The 22,437-nt window shown below is 66.7% G+C and carries 19 protein-coding genes; 9 read left to right on the forward strand and 10 right to left on the reverse strand.

Going from position 1 to position 22,437, the window contains the following annotated elements:
* Positions 1-319 precede the first annotated feature (319 nt).
* Positions 320-2,119, forward strand: a complete 1,800-nt coding sequence (locus tag EPO41_RS09235) for a DEAD/DEAH box helicase (protein WP_296323646.1) — start codon at positions 320-322, stop codon at positions 2,117-2,119.
* Here EPO41_RS09235 and EPO41_RS09240 read toward each other — a convergent pair.
* Positions 2,116-3,048, reverse strand: coding sequence for a 3-hydroxyacyl-CoA dehydrogenase NAD-binding domain-containing protein (locus EPO41_RS09240; protein WP_296323649.1), 933 nt, complete (start codon positions 3,046-3,048; stop codon positions 2,116-2,118). The two genes, EPO41_RS09235 and EPO41_RS09240, sit on opposite strands and share 4 nt — an antisense overlap.
* Before the next feature lie 86 nt (positions 3,049-3,134).
* Here EPO41_RS09240 and EPO41_RS09245 point away from each other — a divergent pair, with 86 nt between their 5' ends.
* Genes EPO41_RS09245 through EPO41_RS09255 form a run of 3 tightly spaced genes read left to right on the forward strand, consistent with a single transcriptional unit; the run spans position 3,135 to position 5,126 of the window.
* Complete coding sequence (locus EPO41_RS09245) at positions 3,135-3,908, forward strand: enoyl-CoA hydratase-related protein (RefSeq protein ID WP_295139559.1); 774 nt, start codon at positions 3,135-3,137, stop codon at positions 3,906-3,908.
* 11 nt (positions 3,909-3,919) lie between these two features.
* Entirely contained in the window at positions 3,920-4,723 is an 804-nt protein-coding gene (locus EPO41_RS09250) for a glucose 1-dehydrogenase (protein ID WP_296323653.1), read from the forward strand.
* 4 nt (positions 4,724-4,727) lie between these two features.
* Positions 4,728-5,126 (forward strand): DUF423 domain-containing protein, encoded by a 399-nt coding sequence (locus EPO41_RS09255; RefSeq protein WP_296323656.1) that lies wholly within the window; start codon positions 4,728-4,730, stop codon positions 5,124-5,126.
* A gap of 108 nt (positions 5,127-5,234) precedes the next feature.
* On the opposite strand, the gene EPO41_RS09260 is transcribed toward EPO41_RS09255, so the two are convergent.
* Positions 5,235-5,717 (reverse strand): CinA family protein, encoded by a 483-nt coding sequence (locus EPO41_RS09260; RefSeq protein ID WP_296323660.1) that lies wholly within the window; start codon positions 5,715-5,717, stop codon positions 5,235-5,237.
* Positions 5,718-5,721: 4 nt separating this feature from the next.
* Positions 5,722-6,066 (reverse strand): DOPA 4,5-dioxygenase family protein, encoded by a 345-nt coding sequence (locus tag EPO41_RS09265; RefSeq protein ID WP_296323663.1) that lies wholly within the window; start codon positions 6,064-6,066, stop codon positions 5,722-5,724.
* A gap of 85 nt (positions 6,067-6,151) precedes the next feature.
* On the opposite strand from EPO41_RS09265, the gene EPO41_RS09270 reads away from it, so the two are divergent.
* Both EPO41_RS09270 and EPO41_RS09275 read left to right on the forward strand, forming a co-directional pair.
* Entirely contained in the window at positions 6,152-7,276 is a 1,125-nt protein-coding gene (locus tag EPO41_RS09270; RefSeq protein ID WP_296323666.1) for an acyl-CoA dehydrogenase family protein, read from the forward strand.
* Between the two features lie 9 nt (positions 7,277-7,285).
* Positions 7,286-8,509, forward strand: coding sequence for an acyl-CoA dehydrogenase family protein (locus EPO41_RS09275; protein WP_296323669.1), 1,224 nt, complete (start codon positions 7,286-7,288; stop codon positions 8,507-8,509).
* 158 nt (positions 8,510-8,667) lie between these two features.
* On the opposite strand, the gene EPO41_RS09280 is transcribed toward EPO41_RS09275, so the two are convergent.
* The 3 genes from EPO41_RS09280 to EPO41_RS09290 are packed head-to-tail and all read right to left on the reverse strand — an operon-like array spanning position 8,668 to position 11,649.
* Positions 8,668-9,636, reverse strand: a complete 969-nt coding sequence (locus EPO41_RS09280; protein WP_296323671.1) for a tripartite tricarboxylate transporter substrate binding protein — start codon at positions 9,634-9,636, stop codon at positions 8,668-8,670.
* Positions 9,637-9,671: 35 nt separating this feature from the next.
* Complete coding sequence (locus EPO41_RS09285) at positions 9,672-11,171, reverse strand: tripartite tricarboxylate transporter permease (RefSeq protein WP_296323674.1); 1,500 nt, start codon at positions 11,169-11,171, stop codon at positions 9,672-9,674.
* Between the two features lie 4 nt (positions 11,172-11,175).
* Entirely contained in the window at positions 11,176-11,649 is a 474-nt protein-coding gene (locus EPO41_RS09290) for a tripartite tricarboxylate transporter TctB family protein (RefSeq protein ID WP_296323677.1), read from the reverse strand.
* 99 nt (positions 11,650-11,748) lie between these two features.
* Between EPO41_RS09290 and EPO41_RS09295 the strand changes: the two genes are divergently transcribed.
* Positions 11,749-12,552 (forward strand): glucose 1-dehydrogenase, encoded by an 804-nt coding sequence (locus EPO41_RS09295; RefSeq protein WP_296323680.1) that lies wholly within the window; start codon positions 11,749-11,751, stop codon positions 12,550-12,552.
* 15 nt (positions 12,553-12,567) lie between these two features.
* Here EPO41_RS09295 and EPO41_RS09300 read toward each other — a convergent pair whose 3' ends face one another.
* Entirely contained in the window at positions 12,568-13,026 is a 459-nt protein-coding gene (locus EPO41_RS09300) for a flavodoxin family protein (protein WP_296323683.1), read from the reverse strand.
* A gap of 25 nt (positions 13,027-13,051) precedes the next feature.
* Between EPO41_RS09300 and EPO41_RS09305 the strand changes: the two genes are divergently transcribed.
* Positions 13,052-16,414 carry a carboxyl transferase domain-containing protein gene (locus EPO41_RS09305; protein WP_296323684.1) on the forward strand — a complete coding sequence of 1,121 codons (3,363 nt, stop codon included), beginning with the start codon at positions 13,052-13,054 and terminating at the stop codon, positions 16,412-16,414.
* Positions 16,415-16,463: 49 nt separating this feature from the next.
* Here the strand turns inward: EPO41_RS09305 and EPO41_RS09310 are convergent, their stop codons facing one another.
* Positions 16,464-18,368, reverse strand: a complete 1,905-nt coding sequence (locus EPO41_RS09310) for an ABC transporter substrate-binding protein (protein ID WP_296323687.1) — start codon at positions 18,366-18,368, stop codon at positions 16,464-16,466.
* 188 nt (positions 18,369-18,556) lie between these two features.
* Between EPO41_RS09310 and EPO41_RS09315 the strand changes: the two genes are divergently transcribed.
* Entirely contained in the window at positions 18,557-19,651 is a 1,095-nt protein-coding gene (locus tag EPO41_RS09315; RefSeq protein ID WP_296323690.1) for an alpha-hydroxy acid oxidase, read from the forward strand.
* Between the two features lie 18 nt (positions 19,652-19,669).
* Here the strand turns inward: EPO41_RS09315 and EPO41_RS09320 are convergent, their stop codons facing one another.
* Positions 19,670-20,422, reverse strand: coding sequence for an SDR family oxidoreductase (locus EPO41_RS09320; protein ID WP_296323693.1), 753 nt, complete (start codon positions 20,420-20,422; stop codon positions 19,670-19,672).
* A 67-nt stretch (positions 20,423-20,489) separates the two neighbouring features.
* Complete coding sequence (gene atzF, locus EPO41_RS09325; RefSeq protein ID WP_296323696.1) at positions 20,490-22,265, reverse strand: allophanate hydrolase; 1,776 nt, start codon at positions 22,263-22,265, stop codon at positions 20,490-20,492.
* Positions 22,266-22,437 lie beyond the last annotated feature (172 nt).

Here is a 22,437-nt window from a genome sequence, read left to right on the forward strand (position 1 = left end):
TTTCGACCGTGTGCGCACGCCCTGTATCGCTCTGCACGGTCTTGTCGGGAACCGGAGCCGCGCGCGGCCTCCGGGAGGCGCATCAATCGGCTTGACTTCGCTGCGCTGCAGCATCATATACGCGCCAGCCCGCCGGTATGCGGGCCTACAAAGATTTCTCGCGATCGCGCGACGCGCCCCATTTCCTTTGTGACGGCGCCTCATCCCGAGACAATCCCCCAGGACAAGAGCCGTCCCAGCCGCGCGCGGGAACGGGCCTAACGCCGCCACAGATGCGCGTGCCCGGGATGGCATGCCAGGCGGCAAGTAAGGATTTTCAGTGAGTGAAGTTACGTTTGCGGACCTCGGTCTGGCCGAGCCGCTGCTGCGTGCATTGAACGCGGCGAATTACACGGTGCCGACGCCCATCCAGGCGCGCACGATTCCGGCCCTGCTGCAGGGTCGTGACGTGCTGGGCATCGCCCAGACCGGCACCGGCAAGACGGCGGCGTTCGCGCTGCCCGTGCTGCAGCATCTTTCCGAGTCGAAGGAGCGTGCGCAGCCCAAGAGCCCGCGCGCCCTCGTGCTGGCGCCGACCCGCGAGCTCGCGGTCCAGATCGCCCGCAGCTTCGACACCTACGGCCGCGGCCTCGGCCTGCGCCTCTGCACGGTCGTGGGTGGCCTGGGCTATGGCCGCCAGATCGAGACCCTGTCGCGCGGCGTCGACATCCTGATCGCCACGCCGGGCCGCCTGCTCGACCTGGTCGAGCGTGGCAACGTGAAGCTCGGGCAGGTGACCTTCTTCGTCCTCGACGAAGCCGATCGCATGTTCGACATGGGCTTCGTCCGCGACGTGCGCCGCATCGCGGCGTCGGTTTCCAAGAATCGGCAGACCCTGCTGTTCTCGGCGACCATGCCGAACGACATCGCCAAGCTCGCCTCGGAGATCCTGAAGAACCCCGAGAAGGTCGAGATCGCGCCGCAGGGCCGCACGGTCGAGCGCATCGACCAGCGCGTCTATTTCGTGAACGCCGCCAACAAGCGCACCCTGCTCAGCCATCTCCTGTCCGACGAGAGCCTCGAGCGGGTCATCGTCTTCACGCGCACCAAGCGCGGCGCCAACCGCGTCGCCGAAGCGCTGGAAGATCGCGGTGTGCGCTCGGAGGCGATCCACGGCAACAAGTCCCAGAACGCCCGGCAGAAGGCGCTCGACAACTTCGCCCGCGGCAAGGCGCGCGTGCTGGTCGCGACCGATCTCGCCTCGCGCGGCATCGACGTGCAGGGCGTGACCCACGTCATCAATTTCGAGCTGCCGGCCGACGCCGAGAGCTACGTCCACCGCATCGGCCGCACCGCGCGCGCCGGCACGTCGGGCATCGCGATCTCCTTCTGTGACGGCAGCGAGCGCGGCCAGCTCAAGGGCATCGAGCGTCTGACCAACCAGCGCATTCCGGTCGTGCCGACGCCGGCCAACGAGGACATGCCGCAGTTGCCGCCGCCCAAGGCACGCGCCGAGGGTGACGATCGCGACGACCGTCGTGACGAGCGTCCGCGCGAGGGCCGTGGTGGCCCGCGCGGCGGCGGCCGGAATGGTGGCGGCGGTCGTCCCGGCGGGCATCGCTCGTTCGGCGACCGCCCGAACTACGACCAGTCGCGTGGTGATCGTGCGCCGGCGCAGGCCGACCCGCAGTTCCGCGGCGGCGACTATCGCGATGCCCCGCAAGGCGGGCGTCCGCAGGGTGAGCGTTCTTACGGCGATCGTCCCCACGGCGATCGCCCCCAGCGCGACCGGCCTCATGGCGACCGTCCCTACGGCGACCGCCCGCGCGGCGAGCGTCCTCAGGGTGACCGTCCTCACGGCGACCGCCCCCATGGCGACCGGCCGCACCATGGCCGCCCGCAGGGTGAGCGCTCCTTCGGCGACCGTCCGCGCGGCGACCGCTTCGACCAAGCCCAGCGCGACCGCTCGCACGGCGATCGTCCGCACGGCGACCGCCCACAGGGTGACCGCCCCTATGGCGACCGTCCTCAAGGTGAGCGTCCCTACGGCGATCGTCCGCAGGGCCCGCGTCCCCAGTGGAAGGGCCGTCGCTTTGGCGGCGGAGGCGGTGGTGGCCGCGGCCGGGGCCGCGCCGCCTAGCTGAGAATTCCTTCCTCGCGGAAGATTTCCAGGCACTTCGAAAGAGCGCGCTCGTACCGGGCGCGCTCTTTTGCCATTGAGGCCTCGTCCCAGTCGAAGAACCCGCCCTTCGTCTTGAAGCCGATCCGCCCCTGGTCGACGTTGCGCTGAAGTACGGGTGGCGGTCCGTCGGCGTTGCTGAGATCGGGCCAGATGATCTTGGCGACGGCGCAGGTCGTGTCCCAACCCGAATGCTCCTTCTGCGTGATCGGACCGGCGGCGGCATAGCGAAAGCCGAAGGAGAGACGCACGGTCGCGTCGATATCCTCGGGCGAGGCGACGCCCTCTTCGATCAGCCACAGCGCCTCGCGCATCAGCGCGCCCTGGATGCGGTTGCCCAGGAAGCCGATCACGTCCTTCTTCACCTGGACGGGGCGCTTGCCCAGCGCGCTCATGATAGCGCCGACCTTCTCGGCCAATGCGACGTCCGTGTGCACCGAACGCACGACCTCGACCAGCGGGATGAGGTGGGCCGGCATGAAGAAGTGGAGCCCCATCATGCGGTCCTGGCTCGCCAGGCCCTTGCCGATCTCGCTGATCGGGAAGCTCGACGAGTTGGAGGTGAGCGGCACACCGGGGCGCGACAGCCGCTCCAGGTCGGCGAAGATCTGCCGCTTCAGCGCGAGATCCTCGGTTACCGTTTCGACGACGATGTCGATCTTCGACCAGGGCGGCTCCTCGAGCGTCGCGTAAGCCGCGAGGCCCGAGACATCGTCCGGTTTCCCCATGGCCTTGAGCGCGCGGGATGTCGCCGCAGGCAGGCCGTCGCGGGTCGAGGCGGAGCGCGACACGACGTCCACCTTCCAGCCACCGCCCAGGAACATGGCGATGATTCCGACGCCCATGGTGCCTCCTCCCAGCACCAGCGCGTGTCGTTCGCTTTGCGGCATACCTTTTTCTCCCATATCGACGCGTGACCCCTGCCGGGGCAGTATCCCGGCCAAGTTAGCCGGATTTTCAACGCGGGAGAAAACAGATGAGCGCCACCTTCAAGGACATCGGGATCAGCACCGACGGCGCGGTCGGGATCGTCGAGATTCAGCGGCCGCCGCACAACTTCTTCGACAACTCGCTGATCAACCAGATCGCCGATGCCTTCGAGGCGTTCGACCGCGACGACAAGATCCGCGCCTACGTGCTGTGCGCGCAGGGCAAGTCGTTCTGCGCTGGCGCCGATTTCGCCAACCGCCCGCAGACCGGCGCGGCCGAGAGCGGCAAGCATCTCTACAAGGAAGCGACCCGCCTTTTCCGTTCGAAGAAGCCCAGCGTCGCCGCGGTGCAGGGCCCGGCGATCGGCGGCGGCCTCGGCCTCGCCCTGATGCCGGATTTCCGCGTCGCCTGCGCCGAGGCGCGCTTTGCCGCCAACTTCACGCGTCTGGGCTTCCACCCGGGCTTCTCGCTCACCTTCACGCTGCCGCGCCTGATCGGCCAGCAGAAGGCGAACCTGATGTTCTACACGGGCCGCCGCATCGGCGGTGAGCAGGCCTACGAATGGGGCATGGCCGACGTGCTTGTGCCGCTCGCCGACGTGCGCAAGGAAGCGATCAAGCTCGCGCAGGAGATCGCCGAGTCGGCGCCGCTCGCGGTGATGTCGACCCGCGAGACGATGCGCCGTGGCTTCGCCGATGCGGCGGAGATCGCCACCGAACGCGAGCTCACCGAGCAGGACTGGACGCGCAAGACCGAGGACTTCAAGGAGGGCGTCAAGTCCTACGCCGAGAAGCGCCCCGGCAACTGGAAGAACCGCTAAGGGAGCGTTCCATGGCTCAGGTCTCGGGCAAGGTCGCCATCGTCACGGGCGGTGCTTCCGGCATCGGCGAGGCCTGTGCCGAAACGCTGGCGCGCGAAGGCGCGTCGGTACTCATCACCGACATCGACGACACCCTGGGCAAGGGTGTCGTCGAGCGCATCACCAAGGCGGGCGGCAAGGCCCACTACATGCGCCACGACGTGCGAGACGAAGGCGCGTGGCCGGGCATCGTCGCCGACGCCGAGAAGCGCTACGGCCGCCTCGACATCATGGTGGCCAATGCCGGCATCGGCATCATGTCGCCCATCGCGACCATGACGCTGGCGGACTGGCAGCGTCAGCAGGCCATCAACCTCGACGGCGTGTTCCTCTCGATCAAGCATTCGATCCCGGCGATGAAGCGCGCGGGCGGCGGCTCGATCGTGCTGATGTCGTCGGTGGCGGGCCTGCGCGGCGCGCCGGGCCTCGCGGCCTATTCGGCGACCAAGGGCGGCGTGCGCCTGCTGGCCAAGTCGGTGGCGCTCGAGCACGCGGCCGACAGCATCCGCTGCAATTCGGTGCATCCCGGCATCATCGCCACGCCGATCTGGGAGAAGATCCCGACCGGCGCCGAAGGCAATCGCCGCAATGCGCCGATCGATCCGCGCGAGCGTGCCGCCGCGACGGTGCCGCTGCCGCGGGTCGGCGAGGCGCAGGACATCGCCAACGGCGTGCTGTTCCTGTGCACCGACGCCGCCAACTACATCACCGGCCAGGAGCTGGTGATCGACGGCGGCATGACCGCCGGCGGGCGACCGACCCGGCCGCTGCAATAGTCCTATGGGCGCCGCCGCGCGGTTCTGGATCGTCGTCGCCGCGCTGAGCGGCGCGATCTCGGTCATCATCGGCGCCTTCGCGGCGCACGGCCTCGACCTGCGCACGGAAGCCGGGCTGAAGGCCCGCGACTGGCTGCAGACCGGCAGCCACTATCAGATGGTCCATGCGCTGGCGATGCTGGGCGTCTGCGCCTTGGCCGGTGCCGAGCTCCTGAACGTGCGCCTGGCCGTCGTCGCCCTGTGGCTGTTCCTCGTCGGCAGCGTCCTGTTCCCCGGCGCGCTCTATTCCCTGTCGTTCGGCGGGCCGCGATGGTTCGGCGCCGTCGCGCCGATCGGCGGTCTCGCCTTCATCGCGGGCTGGGTGTTCCTGGCGATCGCCGCTTTCAAGGGGCGTGGTGTCTGACGAGCATCAAGGGAGCGCGCAACTCCAGTTGCGCTCATATCTTGGCTACTGACGAAGCCTGAGCGCCACTGGAGTGGCGCGCTCCAAGGAGACAATTAGGCCTCTCGATCAGGAAAGCTGCTCGTCCAGCAGCTTGAGGGCTTCGGCGGCGAAGGCGCGCATGTTGGCGACGCGGTCGTCGGAGCCGGTGCGCAGGGTGCGCGCCACGCTGCCGTGGGGACCGACGACTGCGACGCAGGTATGGCCGGCGGGATCGCCGTAGGAATTGCCGGTCGGACCGGAGGCGCCTGTCTCGGACAGGCCCCAGGTCGTCTTTAGGCGCTCACGGACATGCTCGGCGGCGAGCAGCGCCCAGGGCTCGGAGGAGGAGCGGACGCCGGCGCGCTTCTCGCGCGGCACCGCGAGGAAGGCGTCGCCAGCCGGTCGCGTGTAGACCACCGCACCACCCATGAAGTAGGCCGAGGCGCCCGGCACGGCGAGCAGCGCAGCGGAGACCAGTCCGCCGGCGGACGATTCGGAGATGCCGACCGTTTCCTTGCGGGCCTTCAGTTTTTCGCCGACTCGCTTGGCGAGCGGGAGCAGGGTGTCCATCGGGTCAATCCTTCTTCGTGAAGATGTCGAGGACCAGCGGCACCTGCTGGCCCATCCAGATCGCGCGGTCGCGATGATCCTCCAGATCGTGCCCGGTGTTGGGATGAATGAACACCGTAAGTTCGCCGCGGTTGAGGGTCAGCCACGACAGGAAGGGCTGGAACTGCTCGTTCTTCAATCCGACCTGGTAGCTGAACCGCGGATGCGGTCCGACCGGCCTCTCGTGAAAGCGGCCCATCTCGATGGGGAAAGTCTTTTCGATGCGTTCACGCAGCGCCCACGCCGCATCGCGCGACGCTTCGTCGAAATAGACGTGGGCATGCCAGTCCTTGATTTGGTCAGCATTCATGACGTTCACCATATCGTTGCACAACCCGCCTGACGGAACCCAGAGCCGTTCCCCGAGCCGAGCTTGCTTGCTAGGGTCGGGCATCATGAACTTCGATTTCTCCGACGACCAGAAGCTGCTCAAGGAGCAGGTTCGCAAATTCCTCGCCGACAAGTGCCCCACCAAAGTGGTGCGGCGCGTGCTCGACGGCAATGAAACCCACGCGGAAGATGTCTGGAAAGGCCTCGTCGATCTCGGCGTGCCGGCCCTCGGCATTCCCGAGGAGTATGGCGGGATGGGCCTGTCGCCGCTCGAAGTCTGCGTCGCCGCCGAGGAGATCGGCCGCGCCGCGGCGCCGGTGCCGTTCGACAGCTCGGTCGTGCTGGCGACCGAAGCGCTGAAGCTCGCGGGCTCCGACGCGCAGAAGAAGAAGTGGCTGCCCGAACTCGCATCGGGCAAGGCGATCGGCACGATGGCCATCGCCGAGGGCGCGCAGCCGCCGAAGCCGCGGAACATCCGCACCACGTTCGGCGGTGGTCGCCTCAATGGCAGGAAACTGCCGGTGACCGACGGCGAAGCCGCAACCTTCGCGATCGTGCTCGCCAACACCGGCGGCTCGGGCGATCGCGCCGTGTCGCTGGTCCTCGTCGACCTCACGCAGAAGGCCGTCGCGAAGAAGCGCATCGAGACGATCGATCCGGCACGCAAGCACGCCGAACTTACCTTCAGCGATGCCTCGGCCGAGTTGCTGGGCGGCGAGGGCGAGGGCTGGCGCCTGCTCGAGCGACTCTACGATGCGGCGGCGGTGTACTTCGCCTTCGCGCAGGTCGGCGGTGCGGAGGCCGCGATGTGGATGGCGCGCGACTATGCGCTGCAGCGCCAGGCGTTCGGCCGGGCCATCGGCTCCTACCAGGCGATCAAGCACAAGCTCGCGGACTGCTACGTGAAGCTCGAGCTGGCGCGTTCCAACGCCTATTACGGCGCGATGATGCTGACCGAAGACGGTGCCGACCTGCCGCTGGCGGCCGCGGCGGCGCGCATCGCGGCGACCGACGCCTACGACTTCGCGGCCAAGGAAAACATCCAGACCCATGGCGGCATCGGCTTCACCTGGGAAGCCGATACGCAGTTCCATTACCGCCGTTCGCGCCTGATGGCGCTGTCGCTCGGCGGACCGATGGCGTGGAAGGACAAGCTGGTGACCCGTCTCGAACAGAAGAACGCGGCCTAGGAGGGAACGATGGATTTCAACGACACTCCCGAAGAAGCCGCCTTCCGTAAGGAAGTGCGCACCTGGCTCGATGCCAACGCCACGCGCAAGAGCGACGACAAGCAGAGCTTCCGCGCGCGCAACGACGATCCGGAACTGCTGAAGAAAGCCAAGGAATGGCAGGACAAGAAGGCGACGGCCGGCTATGCGCGCCTCACCTGGCCGAAGGAATTCGGCGGTCGCGGCGCCTCTCCCATCCTGCAGGTGATCTACCAGCAGGAAGAAGCGAACTATCTGGTGCCGCTGGGATTCTTCGACATCGGCCTTGGCATGTGCATCCCGACCATGATGGCCTATGCCACGCCCGAGCAGCTCAAGCGCTACGTGAAGCCGGCGCTGCACGGAAAGGAAGTCTGGTGCCAGCTCTTCTCCGAGCCGGCGGCCGGTTCCGACGTGGCGGGCATCCGCACCAAGGCCGAGCGTGACGGCGACGACTGGATCATCAACGGCCAGAAGGTCTGGACCTCAGGCGCGCACTATTGCGACTTCGGCATCGTGATCACGCGCACCGATCCGAACGTGCCGAAGCATGCCGGCCTCACCATGTTCTTCCTCGACATGAAGAGCCCTGGAGTCGAGGTCCGTCCGATCAAGCAGATGTCGGGCGGCGCCAACTTCAACGAGGTGTTCTTCACCGACGTCCGCATCCCCGACAGCCAGCGGCTGGGCAAGGTGGGCGAGGGCTGGAAGGCCGCGCTCACGACGCTGATGAACGAGCGTCTCGCCGTCGGTCTGCCGTCGGGCGGCCTCGACATCGACGAGCTGATGGAGCTGGCGCGCGAGACCGAGCTGGATGACGGCGCGGCGATCCGCAACCAGCAGGTTCGCTCGAAGATCGCCGACTGGTACGTCCAGCAGCAGGGGTTGAAACTCACGCGCTACCGCACGTTGACGGCGCTCTCCAAGGGCCAGACGCCGGGGCCCGAATCCTCGATCATCAAGATCGTGGCGGCGCCCAAGATGCAGGATATGGGCGCCTTCGCCATGGAGCTGATGGGCCATGCCGGCATCATGAAGGAGGACGTGCCCTTCGCGGCCGGCTTCCAGGCGCAATGGATCGGCGGCGCCGGCTTCCGCATCGCCGGCGGTACCGACGAGATCCTGCGGAATATCGTGGCCGAGCGCGTGCTGGGATTGCCGGCCGACATCCGGGTCGACAAGGATATACCGTTCAACAAGCTGACGCGCTCATAGCGCGTCTGCTTGTTGAACGGGGCGAGCGTCAGCGCTTGTAATCAAGCGCGGGTGCTCGCGCGGTGCAGAATAGATAAGGACGATGATCCATATTCATTCTGCGCCGTGTGGGCTCTCGCGCCTATGAAGGCGCTGCCGCCCACCACTCTCAAACAACGTTAACGTTGTTTGAGAGCCCATTCCGTATACTTCTTCGCCTGTGCCTGCGTGTCGGCGTAGTACTTCGCATATTCCGCGCCGACCATCGGCTTCAACGCAAGCCCGACCGCGTCCATCTTCTGCAGCATCTCGGGCGACTTGATCGCCTTCAGGAAGGCGGTCTCGATCACCTTCACGACGTCGGCCGACGTGCCCTTGGGCGCGCCGACGCCGCGCGTCGAGGAGGAGATGACCGTGGGCATGCCCAGCTCCTTGGTGCAGGGCACGTTGGGCAGGAACTTCGAGCGCTCGACGTCGGTGACCGCGAGGCCGCGCACCTCGCCGGACTGGACCCGCTTGAAGACGCCGCCGACATTGTCGAAGGCGCAGTCGACATGGCCGCCGAGCACGCCGGTGATCTGCTGCGCCCCGCCGTCGAAATGGACGATGCGGAACTCGCACTTGGCGGCCTCCTGGACCATCAGGATGGCGAGGTGATCGTCGCTGAGAATGCCGGTGGTGCAGGCGCTGATCTTGCCGGGCGCCTTGCGGGCAGCCTCCGTCAGGTCGGCCAGCGTCTTGTAGGGGCTGTCGCCTTTCACCCAGATCAGGCCGGGATCGAGAACCTGATTGATGATCGGAATGAAGCTGTCGACGTTGAATGCGGCCTTGCGCTCGGGATCGAGCATGATGGTGTTGACCCCCGGCAGGTTGAGGAAACCGAGCGTGTAGCCGTCGGGGCGGGCACGGGCGACCTCCGTGAAGCCGATCTGGCCGCCGGCGCCGGCCTTGTTGACCACGGTGATCGTCTGGCCGAGGTCCTTTTCGGCGGCCGCCGCGAGGATGCGGGCGCCGACATCGGTACTGCCGCCCGCGGGAAAGGCGACGATCAGCTGGACGGCGCGGCGCGGATAGTTCTGTGCGAGGGCGGGGCCGGCCACCGCGGTGGCGGCCGTGGCGGCGAGCAGGGTGCGGCGACGAATGAGCATTTTGTCCTCCCTTTGTTTGACGACTGGAACGGGCGTTACTCGATGTCGCTCTCCCTGAGGGGCGCCAGCGAGCGCGGCTTGAACAGCAGGAAGGCGATCACGATCACCGGAATGGCGAGCAGGGCGAGGGCGACCGGACGGTCGAGGAAGATGGCGAAGCTGCCGCCCGAGATCTCGAGCGTCGTTCGCAGCGACTTCTCCATCATCGGGCCCAGGATCAGCGCCAGGATCGCCGGTGCGATCGGGAAGTCGAGCTTGCGCAGCAGGTAGCCCAGGATGCCGAAGCCCAGCATGACCCAGACGTCGAACAGGCTTTGCTTGAGACCGTAGGCGCCGATCACGCAGAAGATCAGCACGCCCGCGCACATGTAGCTGAACGGGATCTTCAGCAGCTTGGCCCACAGGCCGACCAGCGGCAGGTTGAGGATCAGCAGCAGCGCGTTGCCGACGAAGAAGCTGGCAATCACCGTCCACACCAGCGCCGGCTGCTCCTTGAACAGGAAGGGCCCCGGCGTGATGCCGTTCACGATGAAGGCGCCCATCAGCACCGCGATGGTGGGCGAGCTGGGAATGCCGAGCGCCAGCAGCGGCACCATGGAGGCGTTGGCATAGGCATTGTTGGCGGTCTCCGCCGAGGCCACGCCCTCGATCGCGCCCTTGCCAAAGCGCTCGGGCGTCTTGGAGACCCGCTTCTCCAGGACATAGGCCATGAAGGTCGGCACGATCGCGCCGACGCCGGGGATGAGGCCCAGCACGAAACCCACGACCGTGCCGCGGCCGATCGCGCCCACCGACTGGCGGCACTCCGCTCCTGTTGGCATCCAGCTCTTGAGTTCGGCCTCGACCATGTGGGTCTGGCGTTTCTCGGCGGCCAGCAGCAGCTCGGCGACGCCGAACAGGCCCATGACGACCGGCACGAAGCCGATGCCGTCGTAGAGTTCCTCGACGCCGAAGGTGAAGCGCGGGGCGCCGCGCACCGGATCGACGCCGATCATCGCGAACAGGAGCCCGATCACCGTCATGAGAAGGGCGGCCAGCATGTTGTTGCCGGCCAGGCCGACGACCAGGCAGAGCCCGGCCACCATGAGCGCGAAGAACTCCGCCGGCCCGAACTTCAGCGCCAGCGAGGCGAGCGGCATGGCGACGGCGACCAGCGCCACGGTGGCCAGGGTGCCGCCGACGAAGGAGCCGATCGCGGCGATGCCGAGCGCGGAGCCGGCACGGCCCTGCTTCGCCATCTGGTGGCCGTCGATACAGGTCACGACCGAGGCGGCCTCGCCCGGCACGTTGATCAGCACGGAGGTGATGGTGCCGCCGTACATGGCGCCATAGTAGATGGCGCACAGCATGATGATGGCGCCGGTGGCGTCGAGGCTGAAGGTGAGCGGAATCAGGATCGCCGTGCCCGCCGCCGGCCCTAGGCCGGGCAGCACGCCGATCAAGGTGCCCAGCATGCAGCCGACGAAGGCGTAGAGGAGATAGCCCGGTGTCAGCGCCGCCGCGAAGCCCTGGAGCAGGTGGCCGAGGGCTTCCATGCATCTATACCCCGAACTGGCCGGTCGGCAGGAGAACGTCCAGCCACGTGGTGAAGACGTAATAGACGCCGAAGCTGCCGAGCGCGGCGAAGAGGGCGATGAGCCACCAGCGGCGCTCGCCCAGCGCGATCACCAGGGCGGCGTTGAAGACCAGCATGGCGAGGCGAAAGCCCGCGAGTTCCATGGCGATCGTGACGGCTGCCAGCAATCCTATGATCGCAAAGCAGCGTAATGCGCCCCAGCCATGGGGAAGGATGCGGACCTCTTCGGTCGATGAATCGGTGGCCGGTCGCGGCTCGCGCCAGATCGACACGAGCAGGGCAAGCGAAAGGACGATGCCGATCAGCGCCAGCCAGAACGGAAAGAAGCCCGGGCCGGGGCCCAGGCGATCGGTCAGCGACAGCAACAATGATTGCCAGAGCGCGAACAGGCAAAAGGCCAGCATCGCACCCGTCGCGACAAGCCGTCCCTGGCGCATGCCTGGCGGCCCTCCCTAGTAGTTTTCTTTCCTTGTTCTGACAGGCAGCATAGCTGCAAACAGCACGGGCGCAACACGCGACCCATGAGGAGGAAACGAATGAACAGGCTTGACGGCAAGGTGGCATTTCTCTCCGGCGCCGCGCGCGGCATTGGCGGAGAGGCGGCAAAGTTGATGGCGAGCGTCGGGGCCAAGGTGGCGATCGGCGACGTGCTCGAGGAACGCGGGCGGCAGACGGCGAAGGAGATCGAGGCCGCGGGCGGCCGGGCGCTGTTCGTGCCGCTCGACGTGACGCAGGAGGCGAGCTGGGCCGCCGCCCTCGACGCGACGGTGAAGAAGTTCGGCGGCCTCGACATCCTGGTGAACAACGCCGGCATCTTCGTCGGCAAGGGCGTCGAGGAAGCCTCGATGGACGAATGGCACAAGCTCGTCGCCGTCAATCTGACCGGCGTGGTGCTGGGGACGAAGATTGCGCTCCCGCACCTCAAGGAACGCGGCGCTGCGAGCGCGCACGGATCGGCGATCGTCAACCTTGCTTCCGTCGCTGGACTCGTCGGCTCTCAACTCGATCCGCTCTATTCGCTGACCAAGGGAGGCGTGACGCTCTTCACCAAGTCCACGGCGCTGGAGTTCGGCCGCAAGGGCTATCGCATCCGCGTCAACTCGATCCATCCCGGGGTCATCGACACCGACATGGGCCAGCAGACCTTCGCGATGCGGGCCCGGGCGCTCGGCTCCAACGACACCGAGGCCACGCGCAAGACCTCGCTCGGCATGCATCCGATCGGCCGGCTGGGCGTCGCCGAGGACATCGCCAAGGGCATCGTGTTCCTGGCGTCGGACGATGCGGGCTTCATGACCGGCTCCGGCCTCGTCGTCGACGGCGGCTACACGGCGCAGTGATTCGGTGCCAGTAGGTCAGAAGATTCCGGCGGCCAGGCCGGCCGCCATGGCGGCACCCAGCTCCTCGCACTGGTCGACGAAGGCGGGTTGCCAGGGGCCCTTGCAAATCAGGGGCTCCTGGACGGCCCGCCAGCGCAGGCCGGTCAGGATCGTCTCGACGCCACGGCGCGTGCCGGTGCCGTCGCTGCCGGCCCGGATGTAAAGGGCGCAGGGCATCCCCTGGGTCTTCTCCAGGCAGGCATTGTAGCTGCGGTCGAAGAAATCCTTCAGGGCGCCGCTCATGTAACCCAGATTCTCGGTGGTGCCGAGGATCACGGCCTGGGCGGCCAGCACGTCGTCCGGGCCGGCCTGTAGCGGCGCGATCACCCGGACGTCGATCCCCGTTTCGCTGCGCGCGCCGCGTTCCACGGCCTCGCGCAGGGAGAGAGTGTTCTCCGACGGGGCGTGCGCCACAATGAGCAGCCTTTTCGACATGGAGGGGGTTCTACCCCACGCTGACATGCTCAAGAAACTCCTGATCGCCAACCGCGGCGAGATCGCCATCCGCATCGCCCAAGCCGCCGCCGAACTCGGCATCGCAACCGTGGGCGTCCATTCGGAGGACGACGCGACGTCGCTGCATGTCCGCCGCGTCGACGAAGTGCGATCGCTCAAGGGGCGCGGCGCTGCCGCCTATCTCGACATCGACGGCGTGATCGCGGCTGCCAGGGACGCGGGCTGCGACGCCGTGCATCCGGGCTACGGCTTTCTCTCCGAGAACGCGGCCTTCGCGAAAGCCTGTAGCGAAGCCGGGCTGGTCTTCGTCGGCCCGACGCCCGAGCAGCTCGACCTGTTCGGCGACAAGGCGCGTGCCCGCGCCCAGGCGATCAAGTGCACCGTGCCGGTCCTGCCGGGGACCGACGGTGCGGTCGACGTGGCGGGCGTGAAGGCCTTCTTCGACGAGCATCGCGGCAGCGGTATCGTCATCAAGGCGATCGCGGGCGGTGGCGGGCGCGGCATGCGCATCGTGACGCAGGAAAGCGAAATCGACGAAGCTTTCGCGCGCGCGTCGGCAGAAGCGAAGGCCGCATTCGGCAATGGCGCGCTCTATGCGGAGCGGCTGATCGCCCGGGCGCGACACATCGAGGTCCAGATCGTCGGCGACGGCAACGGAGGCATCGCCTCGCTCGGCGAACGCGAATGCACGATCCAGCGCCGCAGCCAGAAGATCGTGGAACTGGCGCCCAGCCCCAATCTGCCGGAGGCGATGCGCCGCAAGATCGTCGACGCGGCGGTGACGATGGCCCGCGACGTGGCCTATCGCAGCCTCGGTACTTTCGAGTTCCTGGTCGACGATGCGTCGCCGGACTTCTTCTGCTTCATCGAGGCCAATCCGCGCCTTCAGGTCGAGCATACCGTCACCGAGGAAGTGTGGGGCGTCGATCTGGTGAAGACGCAGCTGCGTCTGGCGGGCGGAACATCACTCGACGACACGGGCATCAAGAAGGCCTCGCCGCGGGGCTATGCCATCCAGCTCCGCGTGAACATGGAAACCATGACAGCCGACGGCTCGGCCAGGCCGGGCGGCGGCACGCTCTCATCCTTTGAGCCGCCGTCAGGGCCGGGCATTCGTGTCGATACCTATGGCTATGCGGGCTATCGCACCAATCCGAACTTCGATTCGCTGCTGGCCAAGGTGATCGTGCAGTCGGCCGATTTCGCCGGCGCGTTGCAACGGGCCGAGCGGGCGCTGGCGGCGTTCCGGCTGGAGGGCGCTCCGTCGAACATCGCGTTCCTGCGCGCCCTGATCGCGCATCCGGAATTCCGCGCCGACAAGGTCCATACGCGTTTCGTCGACGAGCAGGCCGCCTCGTTGATCGAGGCGGCAGGCAAGCTGAAAACCGGTCTCTATTTCGAGGCGGCGGCGGCTCCGGCTGGCTCCTCGGCACGGCAGGCCGGTGCGCGGGTCGACAGCGTCGATCCGCTTGCGGTCCTGGCCTTCGGCAAGGCGAAGTCCGAGACGGCTTCACCCGGCATGACGACCGACGCGCCGGAAGGGACGGCGGCCGTACCGGCGCCGATGCAGGGCACCATCGTGAGCCTGTCGGTGACGGAAGGCGAAGCGGTGGCAGCAGGCCAGGCGCTGCTGGTCATGGACGCGATGAAGATGCAGCACGAGATCCGCAGTCCCGTGCGCGGCTATGTGCGGCGCATCGCGGTCGAGGCCGGCGAGACAGTCTATGAGGGCCATTCGCTGCTGTTCGTCGAAGAGGCCGATGTCGAAGTGAAGGGAACGGCGGTCGAGGAGGCGATCGACCTCGACCATATCCGGCCCGATCTCGCGGAGTATTTCGAACGCCGCGCCCTGACGCTCGACGAGAAACGGCCTGAATCCGTGGCGCGGCGGCGCAGGACCAACCAGCGGACGGCCCGCGAGAATCTCGAAGATCTCGTCGATCCCAACAGCTTCGTCGAGTATGGCGCCTTCGCGATCGCCAGCCAGCGCACGCGCCGCACGGTCGAGGACCTGATCGAGAAGACGCCGGCCGACGGGCTGATCACCGGCATCGGCCGGGTCAACGGTTCGCTGTTCGGACCGGAGCGCAGCCGGGTCGCGGTCGCGCATTACGACTACACGGTGCTGGCCGGCACCCAGGGCAAGAACAATCACCACAAGAAGGATCGGCTTTTCGAGATCGTGGAGAAGCAGCGCATACCGCTCGTCTTCTTCACCGAGGGTGGCGGCGGCCGGCCGGGCGACATCGACGTGCAGTCGGTGGCCGGCCTCAACACCATGGCCTTCCATATCTTCGGACGTCTGAGCGGCGTGGCGCCGCTGATTGGCATCAACTCCGGCCGCTGTTTTGCCGGCAATGCCGCGATCCTGGGCTGCTGCGACGTCGTGATCGCGACGAAGAACTCGTCGATCGGCATGGGCGGGCCAGCGATGATCGAAGGCGGCAATCTCGGCGTCTTCTCGCCCGAGGAAGTCGGGCCGATGAACGTGCAGGTGCCCAACGGCGTGGTCGACATCGCGGTCGAGGACGAAGCGGAAGCGGTCACCGTCGCCAAGAAATATCTCTCCTACTTCCAGGGCGCGCTGCCGGAGTGGCGCGCGGCCGACCAGCGCCTGCTGCGGCGGGCTATCCCGGAGAATCGGCTGCGCGTCTACGACGTGCGCGACGTGATCGCCACGCTCTGTGACGAGGATTCCGTGCTGGAAGTTCGTCGCGCCTTCGGGCCGGGCATGGTGACGGCGTTCGGCCGCATCGAGGGCAAGTCGCTCGGTATCGTTGCGAACAATCCGGTCCATCTGGCGGGCGCCATCGACAGCGACGGCTCGGACAAGGCCGCGCGCTTCCTGCAGCTCTGCGACGCCTTCGACATCCCGATCCTGTTCCTGTGCGACACGCCGGGCATGATGGTCGGGCCGGAGATCGAGAAGACCGCGCTGGTGCGCCATTGCTCGCGGCTGTTCGTGACCGGTGCCAACCTCACCGTGCCGTTCGGCACCATCGTGCTGCGCAAGGCCTATGGGCTGGGGGCGCAGGCGATGGCGGGCGGTTCCTTCCACGCACCGGTCTTCGCGCTCTCCTGGCCGACCGGCGAGTTCGGCGGCATGGGTCTCGAAGGCGCCGTGAAGCTCGGTTTCCGCAAGGAGCTCGAGGCGGTGAGCGATCCGAACGAACGCCGCGCGCTGTTCGACAAGATGGTCTCGGCCGCCTACGCGCGCGGCAAGGCACTGAGCACCGCCACCTACTTCGAGGTAGATGAGGTGATCGATCCCGCAGATTCGCGGCGCTGGATCGCGACGGCTCTGCTGGAAGCCAGACCGCGGCCACCGCACAGCCACAAGAAGCGGCCGAACATCGATACGTGGTAGCAAGATTAAGGCCCCTCCGAAGAGGGGCCTTTCGTTTCGGGAATGATCGCTACTGCGCGATCCAGAAGGTGTCCGGCTGGTAGAGGCCGATATAACCGCCCGGATCCCAGGCGTAGTAGCCTTCCTTCGGGACGTTGCGGACCTTCGGGCCGACCACGATCGGCTGGCGGACGCCGTTGACCGTGCCAATGGAAAAGACCTCGTCGGCATTGGTGGCGAGAATCTTGTCCCAGGCCTTGCGGCGGTCCTCCTCGGTCACGCCCGTCTCCCATTCCTTCACGTAGTCGAGCAGCTTGCAGGCAGATTCCAGGTCGCACTTCTCGCCCTGCTTGCCCTTGGACTCGACGAACATGCCCCAGCGGGCCCATTGAAGGCCGCCCAGCATGGTCGGCGCGAACTCCTTGGGGCTGGTATTGGGTGTCGGAACCGCCGTCACCGCGCCCGCGAAAGCCGTCATGATGGCTTCACCCGACGAGGTGCGGAGCCGGAAGTTGTCGCGGGTCTGCGGCTTGGTCAGCATCTTGATGCCGATCTTCTTCCAGTTGTCCGCGATCAGCGCGAGCGCGTCGTTGTCCTCGGTCTCCTCGCTCGCATGCTCGACGACGATCGTTGCTGGACGGCCGTCGGGCAGCAGGCGGATGCCTTGGCTGTCCTTCTTCGTGAGGCCGATTTCGTCCAGCAGCTTGTTGGCGAGCTTGGGATCGTACTGTGCCCACTTGGTTGCGTACTCGGGCTTGAACAGCTCCGAGCGCTCCATGATCGTGTTGTTCGACGGCTTGGCCAGCCCGATATAGACGACCTGGTTCAGTTCCTCGCGGTCGATCGCCAGCGAGAGCGCCCGACGGAAGCGCACGTCGCGCATGAGTTTGCGCCATTCCGCGTCGTTGGCGTTGAGGTTGGGATAGAGAGCGAGCTGCGAGCCCGAGCCCGCCTCCCACAAGCGCACGTTCATGCCCGAGGTCTGCGCGCTCTTCTGCAGGAAGGTGTAGTCGCGCATGTTGAGATAGCGCGGCTGCAGGTCGGCCTCGCCGAGGCCAGCCTTGGCCGGCACCAGGTTGGCGGCCGCCACCGTGAAGATCACCCTGTCGACGTAAGGGAGTTGCTGCCCCTTCTCGTCGATGCGGTGATAGTAGGGATTGCGCAGGTAGACGAAGCGCTGGGCCGGTGACGCGGTCGTGCCGACCCAAGGGTTCAGCGTCGGCAGGTCGATGTTGTCGTTGGCATACATCACGTCCAGGCGGCGATAGATCGACACCCAGCTCTGCTGACCGCCCCGGGCGGATTTCAGGATCTCGGCTTCCGGCGTGTACTTGGCGTGGAATTTCTTCAGGTAGTGCGCGGGCCGGAAGAGGAAGAGGGGGGCGGCGCGCGCCTGGCTCTCGATGAAGTAAGGGTTGGGCTTGTCCCAGGTGTATTTGATGGTGAGCGGGTCGATGATCTCGACCTTGGGCAGCTGTCCGTCGACCAGCAGCTCGACATTCGGGCCGCCTGAGGAGAGATCCTTGTTGTTGGCGACGTCTTCCCAGAAGAAGCGGAAATCCTCGGTCGTGAAGGGATGGCCGTCGGACCATTTGTGTCCGGCGCGCAGCTTGAACGTGAACTCGCGGCCCTCCTTCTCCTCGTAGCTCTCGAGGATGTCGGGGTGCAGCTTGAACTTGTCGTCGTAGACGATGAGGCGGGTGTAGCTGAAGATCGTCATCAGGCGCGTATCGCGCGCACTGGCCACCAGCATGTTGAGCTGGCCGCCCTGCTGGCCGGGACCGTCGCCGCCGGCGAAATGCTTCACGACCCAGGGCTGCTCGGGCACGCGCTTGCCTACGGGCGGCAGGGTGCCGGACTTCACCTGGTCGCCGAACATCGGCGTTTCCTTGAGGGCGGGCACGGGGTCGGCGGCGAAGGCGGGCCCCGCTATCCATCCCAAGACCAGTGCAGCCGTCAGAACGCGTCTCTTCATCTCAAGTCCTTCACCGATTGCCGACGGAAAATAAGTCGTTCCTGCAGGTTCCGCCGGGCGAATGCCCGATGGCGATAAAATCGTCCAGAAGTGCCACCGTCAATGCTGGCTGCTCCCTGTGACGCCACGTTGACGTGACGCAGGAGACGCGCAAGAAAACCATCGAAATTGAACGATTCGAGGGAACGATGACGAGCGGCCTTGAGAGCGACTTCGTAACGCTACACGAGATCGTAAAAGCGGCGAAAATCAGGCTCAATCCGAATATCTGGGATTATTTGATCGGCGGCACCGAGACTGAAACCACGCTGCGCCGCAACAGGCTGGCGCTCGACATGATCGCCTTCAAGCCTCGCGTGCTGCGTGATGTGTCGAAGATCGATCCGTCCTCCGAAATCCTAGGCCGCAAGATCCGCCTGCCGGTGATGCTGGCACCCGTGGGATCGCTGGAATCCTTCGAGCCCGGCGGCGGCATCACCGTCGCGCAGGGTGCGGGCGCGGGTAACGTGGCGATGCTGATCAGTTCGGTGACCACGCTCAAGCTCGAGGACATCGTGAAGGGCGGCGCGGGCCCGAAGATCTACCAGCTCTATGTGCGTGGCGACGATGCCTGGGTCGCGGATCGGGTGAAGCAGGCGATGGATGCGGGCTACGATGCCTTCTGCATCACCGTCGATACCCAGGTGTACAGCCGGCGCGAACGCGACATCGCCAAGCGCTTCGTGAAGTCGTGGCGGTCATCGGCGACCGGACAGGACCATCAGGCGGCTTTCTCCTGGAAGAACTTCATCGCCGTGCGCGAGAAGTTCCCCAACGTGAAGTTCATGCTGAAGGGAATCGGCACCGGCGAGGATGCCGAGCTGGCCTGCCAGAACGGAGTCTGGGCGGTCTACTGCTCCAACCATGGCGGCCGTCAGCTCGACCATGGGCGCGGCTCGGCCGAGGTGCTGCCGGAGATCGTCGAGGCGGTTGCCGGTCGCGCCAAGGTGGCCGTCGACGGCAGCTTCAGCCGCGGCAGCGACATCGTGAAGGCGATCTGCATGGGCGCCGACTGGGTCGGCCTCGGCCGTCTCTATTGCTACGGCCTCGCCGCTGCCGGCGCGGCCGGCATCGAGCGCGTGATCGAGTTGCTCGAGGAAGAGATGAAGGAGGTGATGGGCCTCCTGGGCGTGACCTCGCTGTCGCAGCTGGACAAGAGCTACATCGCGAAGAGCATGCCGACCAACCTGACCGGCGTGCACAGCGCCTTCCCGCTGCTCAACCTCCAGGACGAAGGGTACTGAGGCTAGCGCGCGGACGCGCTAACCTCTCCCCACAAACGGCATCTTCGTCGCCATCACGGTCATGAACTGCACGTTGGCGTCGAGCGGCAGGCTGTCCATGTAGAGGATGGCGTTGGCCACGGCCGATACGTCCATGCGCGGCTCGGCCATGGTCGTGCCGTTGGGCTGCAGTACGCCCTTGGTCATGCGGTCGGTCATCGGCGACACGGCGTTGCCGATGTCGATCTGGCCGCAGGCGATGTCATAGGCGCGGCCGTCGAGCGACGTCGACTTGGTGAGGCCGGTGATCGCGTGCTTGGTCGAGGTGTAGGCCACCGAGAAGGGCCGCGGCGCGTGCGCCGAGATCGAGCCATTGTTGATGATGCGGCCGCCGCGCGGCGTCTGGTCCTTCATGATCTTGATGGCTTCCTGCGTGCACAGGAACGGACCGGTCAGGTTCGCCGCCACGACGTTCAGCCAGGTCTCGTAGGGCAGTTCCTCCAGCGGCACGGGCGGGGCCCCGCCGCCGGCATTGTTGAACACCAGGTCGAGCCGGCCCCAGGTCGCCTTCACCTTGGCGAACAGCGCGACGATGTCGTCGCGCTTCGTGACGTCGGTCGGCACGGCCAGCGCATTCGGCGCATTGTTGCCGGCCATCGAAGCCGTTTCGTCCAGCGCGGCCTTGCGGCGGCCCGCCAGCGCGACCTTGTAGCCGTTTTTCAGCAGGGCCAGCGCCGAGGCGCGGCCGATGCCGCTGCCAGCGCCGGTGACGACGGCGATCTTTCCACTCATGGGTTCGTTTCCTCCTCGAAGGAGCGGACCCTAGCAGACCGACGCCCCGCAGTTGAAGGGCCGCAGGCTAGGACAGGGTCTTCAGATAGGCCCGCCAGCCGCCCAGCGCAGTGATGTCCTTCGCGCCCTCGGCGGCATGTGCCTCGCAAAGGAAGCCCGGTACCGAAGCTCCATTCGCCAGGCTCACACTGCCGAGGCCGAGCGGCGCGGGAATCTGGCGCAGCAGGGCGCCGATCTTCTCGGCGGGCAGACTCCACACTTCCAGCTCGATCGCGCCGCCGCCCTCGGCCACACGCACGATGCCCGGCCGGTGAGGCGGGCCGCCGGGCAGGGCGTAGAAGCGGTAGGCCGGCGCGGTCTTTCCGGTGCTCTCCAGCCGGCCTCCCAGTTCGACGAGCTGGCCGTTCAGTGGAAGGCCGCTCATATGTGCGCCGACCACGGCGACGGAGATACGATCCTCCACCACGACGGGATCGCATTCCGGTTGCGGCAGCCGGCTCATCGTCTTGCCCAGCGGCAAAGGCACTGCGCGTTGCCAGCGCGCGCCGAAGGCCAACAGGACGCGCTCGGCGTTGGCGCGGCCGATCAGGGTGATGCCGAACGGCATGCCGTCGGGCCGGAAGCTGGCCGGTACGGCAAGCGCCGAAAGGCCGAAGAAGTTCACGAAGTTCGTGTAGTGACCCAGGTGCGAGTTGTAGAGCACCGGCTCGCGCTCGAGATCGGCCAGCCTGTAGATCGTGCCGGCGGTCGGCACGGCCAGAAAATCGAGACCCTTCATTTCGGCGAAGGCACGGGCCTTCAGTTCGGCGAGCCGATACTGGCCCTCGAAGGCATCGACAGCGCTGTATTCGAGGCCGCTCAGGACGATCTGCCGAGTGGTCGGCCAGACGCCCGCCGTGTCGTCGGCGCCCTCCATGAAGGCGCCGACCGCCGCGGTGCGCTCGGCGACCCAGGGACCGTTGTAGAGAAGCTGCGCGGCGTCGCGGAACGGCGCGTAGTCGATCTCGACTGGCGTGCCGCCCAATCCCTTCAGCCGCTCGATCGACTGCGCATAGAGCGTGGCATAGGCCGTATCGCCGAAGAACTCGGCATCCTTCGCGCCCACGATGCCGAACCGGAAGGTCCTGCCGATAGAAGGCGTGGCGTGCGGCGTGGCGACGACGGCGAGGATCGCGTCGGCATCGGCGCAGGAGAGGGTAAACACCGACGTGCAGTCGAGCGAGCGGCAGGCGGGTACCATGCCTTCGTTGCTGAGCAGGCCGGGCGTCGGCTTGAGGCCGACGATGTTGTTGAAGCCGGCCGGCACGCGGCCCGATCCCGCCGTGTCGGTGCCCAGCGAGAAGCTGACGAGCCCCGACGAGACCGCCACCGCCGATCCCGAGCTCGACCCGCCGGGAACGTACGACGCATCGAACGGATTGCGCGGCACGCCGTAGGGTGACCGCACGCCCACGAGACCGGTGGCGAACTGGTCGAGATTCGTCTTGCCGACCATGATCGCGCCGGCATCGATGAGCCGCTGCACGACTTCGGCGGACGATTTGGCCTCGTAGGCGAAGCCCGGGCAGGCCGCGGTCGTCACCAGGCCGGCGACGTCGAGATTGTCCTTCACCGCGAAGGGCACGCCGTAAAGCGGCAGCCGGTCGATCTCATTGCGCCGCGCATCGAGCGCGGCCGCTTGCGCGCGAAGGTCCGCGTCGGACGCGCGCGAGATCCAGACCTTGTCGTCCCCTGCAAGGCCGATGCGTTTCAGCACCTCGTCGATCGTCTGCCGCACGTCGAGCGTGCCGGCGCGATAGGCGCGGTGCAACGCATGAACACCGAGGTCGAGAAAGGCTGTCATGTGCTGGTTGTAGACAAGCGCCACACCGATTGCAGCTCCCAGATGCGCGCAGTGATTGGCACGGTCCTTGCCTTCTCGGCCGAACGGGGAAGCAGGAAGCGAGGATGTGCCATGAAGCGTCGCGCGCACGAAACGGCGGCCGGGCTGGCAATCCTGCGACTTCTTCGGCAGC

This window comes from Reyranella sp. (assembly GCF_004297265.1).
In the GTDB taxonomy this organism is placed as follows: domain Bacteria; phylum Pseudomonadota; class Alphaproteobacteria; order Reyranellales; family Reyranellaceae; genus Reyranella.

Coding starts and splice junctions, on each gene's coding strand:
- EPO41_RS09315 (WP_296323690.1), top strand. CDS start 18,557: ATGACGAGCGGCCTTGAGAGCGACTTCGTAACGCTACACGAGATCGTA.
- EPO41_RS09290 (WP_296323677.1), bottom strand. CDS start 11,649: ATGCGCCAGGGACGGCTTGTCGCGACGGGTGCGATGCTGGCCTTTTGC.
- EPO41_RS09255 (WP_296323656.1), top strand. CDS start 4,728: ATGGGCGCCGCCGCGCGGTTCTGGATCGTCGTCGCCGCGCTGAGCGGC.
- atzF (WP_296323696.1), bottom strand. CDS start 22,265: ATGACAGCCTTTCTCGACCTCGGTGTTCATGCGTTGCACCGCGCCTAT.
- EPO41_RS09275 (WP_296323669.1), top strand. CDS start 7,286: ATGGATTTCAACGACACTCCCGAAGAAGCCGCCTTCCGTAAGGAAGTG.
- EPO41_RS09305 (WP_296323684.1), top strand. CDS start 13,052: ATGCTCAAGAAACTCCTGATCGCCAACCGCGGCGAGATCGCCATCCGC.
- EPO41_RS09295 (WP_296323680.1), top strand. CDS start 11,749: ATGAACAGGCTTGACGGCAAGGTGGCATTTCTCTCCGGCGCCGCGCGC.
- EPO41_RS09240 (WP_296323649.1), bottom strand. CDS start 3,048: ATGCCGCAAAGCGAACGACACGCGCTGGTGCTGGGAGGAGGCACCATG.
- EPO41_RS09260 (WP_296323660.1), bottom strand. CDS start 5,717: ATGGACACCCTGCTCCCGCTCGCCAAGCGAGTCGGCGAAAAACTGAAG.
- EPO41_RS09300 (WP_296323683.1), bottom strand. CDS start 13,026: ATGTCGAAAAGGCTGCTCATTGTGGCGCACGCCCCGTCGGAGAACACT.
- EPO41_RS09270 (WP_296323666.1), top strand. CDS start 6,152: ATGAACTTCGATTTCTCCGACGACCAGAAGCTGCTCAAGGAGCAGGTT.
- EPO41_RS09320 (WP_296323693.1), bottom strand. CDS start 20,422: ATGAGTGGAAAGATCGCCGTCGTCACCGGCGCTGGCAGCGGCATCGGC.
- EPO41_RS09310 (WP_296323687.1), bottom strand. CDS start 18,368: ATGAAGAGACGCGTTCTGACGGCTGCACTGGTCTTGGGATGGATAGCG.
- EPO41_RS09250 (WP_296323653.1), top strand. CDS start 3,920: ATGGCTCAGGTCTCGGGCAAGGTCGCCATCGTCACGGGCGGTGCTTCC.
- EPO41_RS09280 (WP_296323671.1), bottom strand. CDS start 9,636: ATGCTCATTCGTCGCCGCACCCTGCTCGCCGCCACGGCCGCCACCGCG.
- EPO41_RS09245 (WP_295139559.1), top strand. CDS start 3,135: ATGAGCGCCACCTTCAAGGACATCGGGATCAGCACCGACGGCGCGGTC.
- EPO41_RS09285 (WP_296323674.1), bottom strand. CDS start 11,171: ATGGAAGCCCTCGGCCACCTGCTCCAGGGCTTCGCGGCGGCGCTGACA.
- EPO41_RS09265 (WP_296323663.1), bottom strand. CDS start 6,066: ATGAATGCTGACCAAATCAAGGACTGGCATGCCCACGTCTATTTCGAC.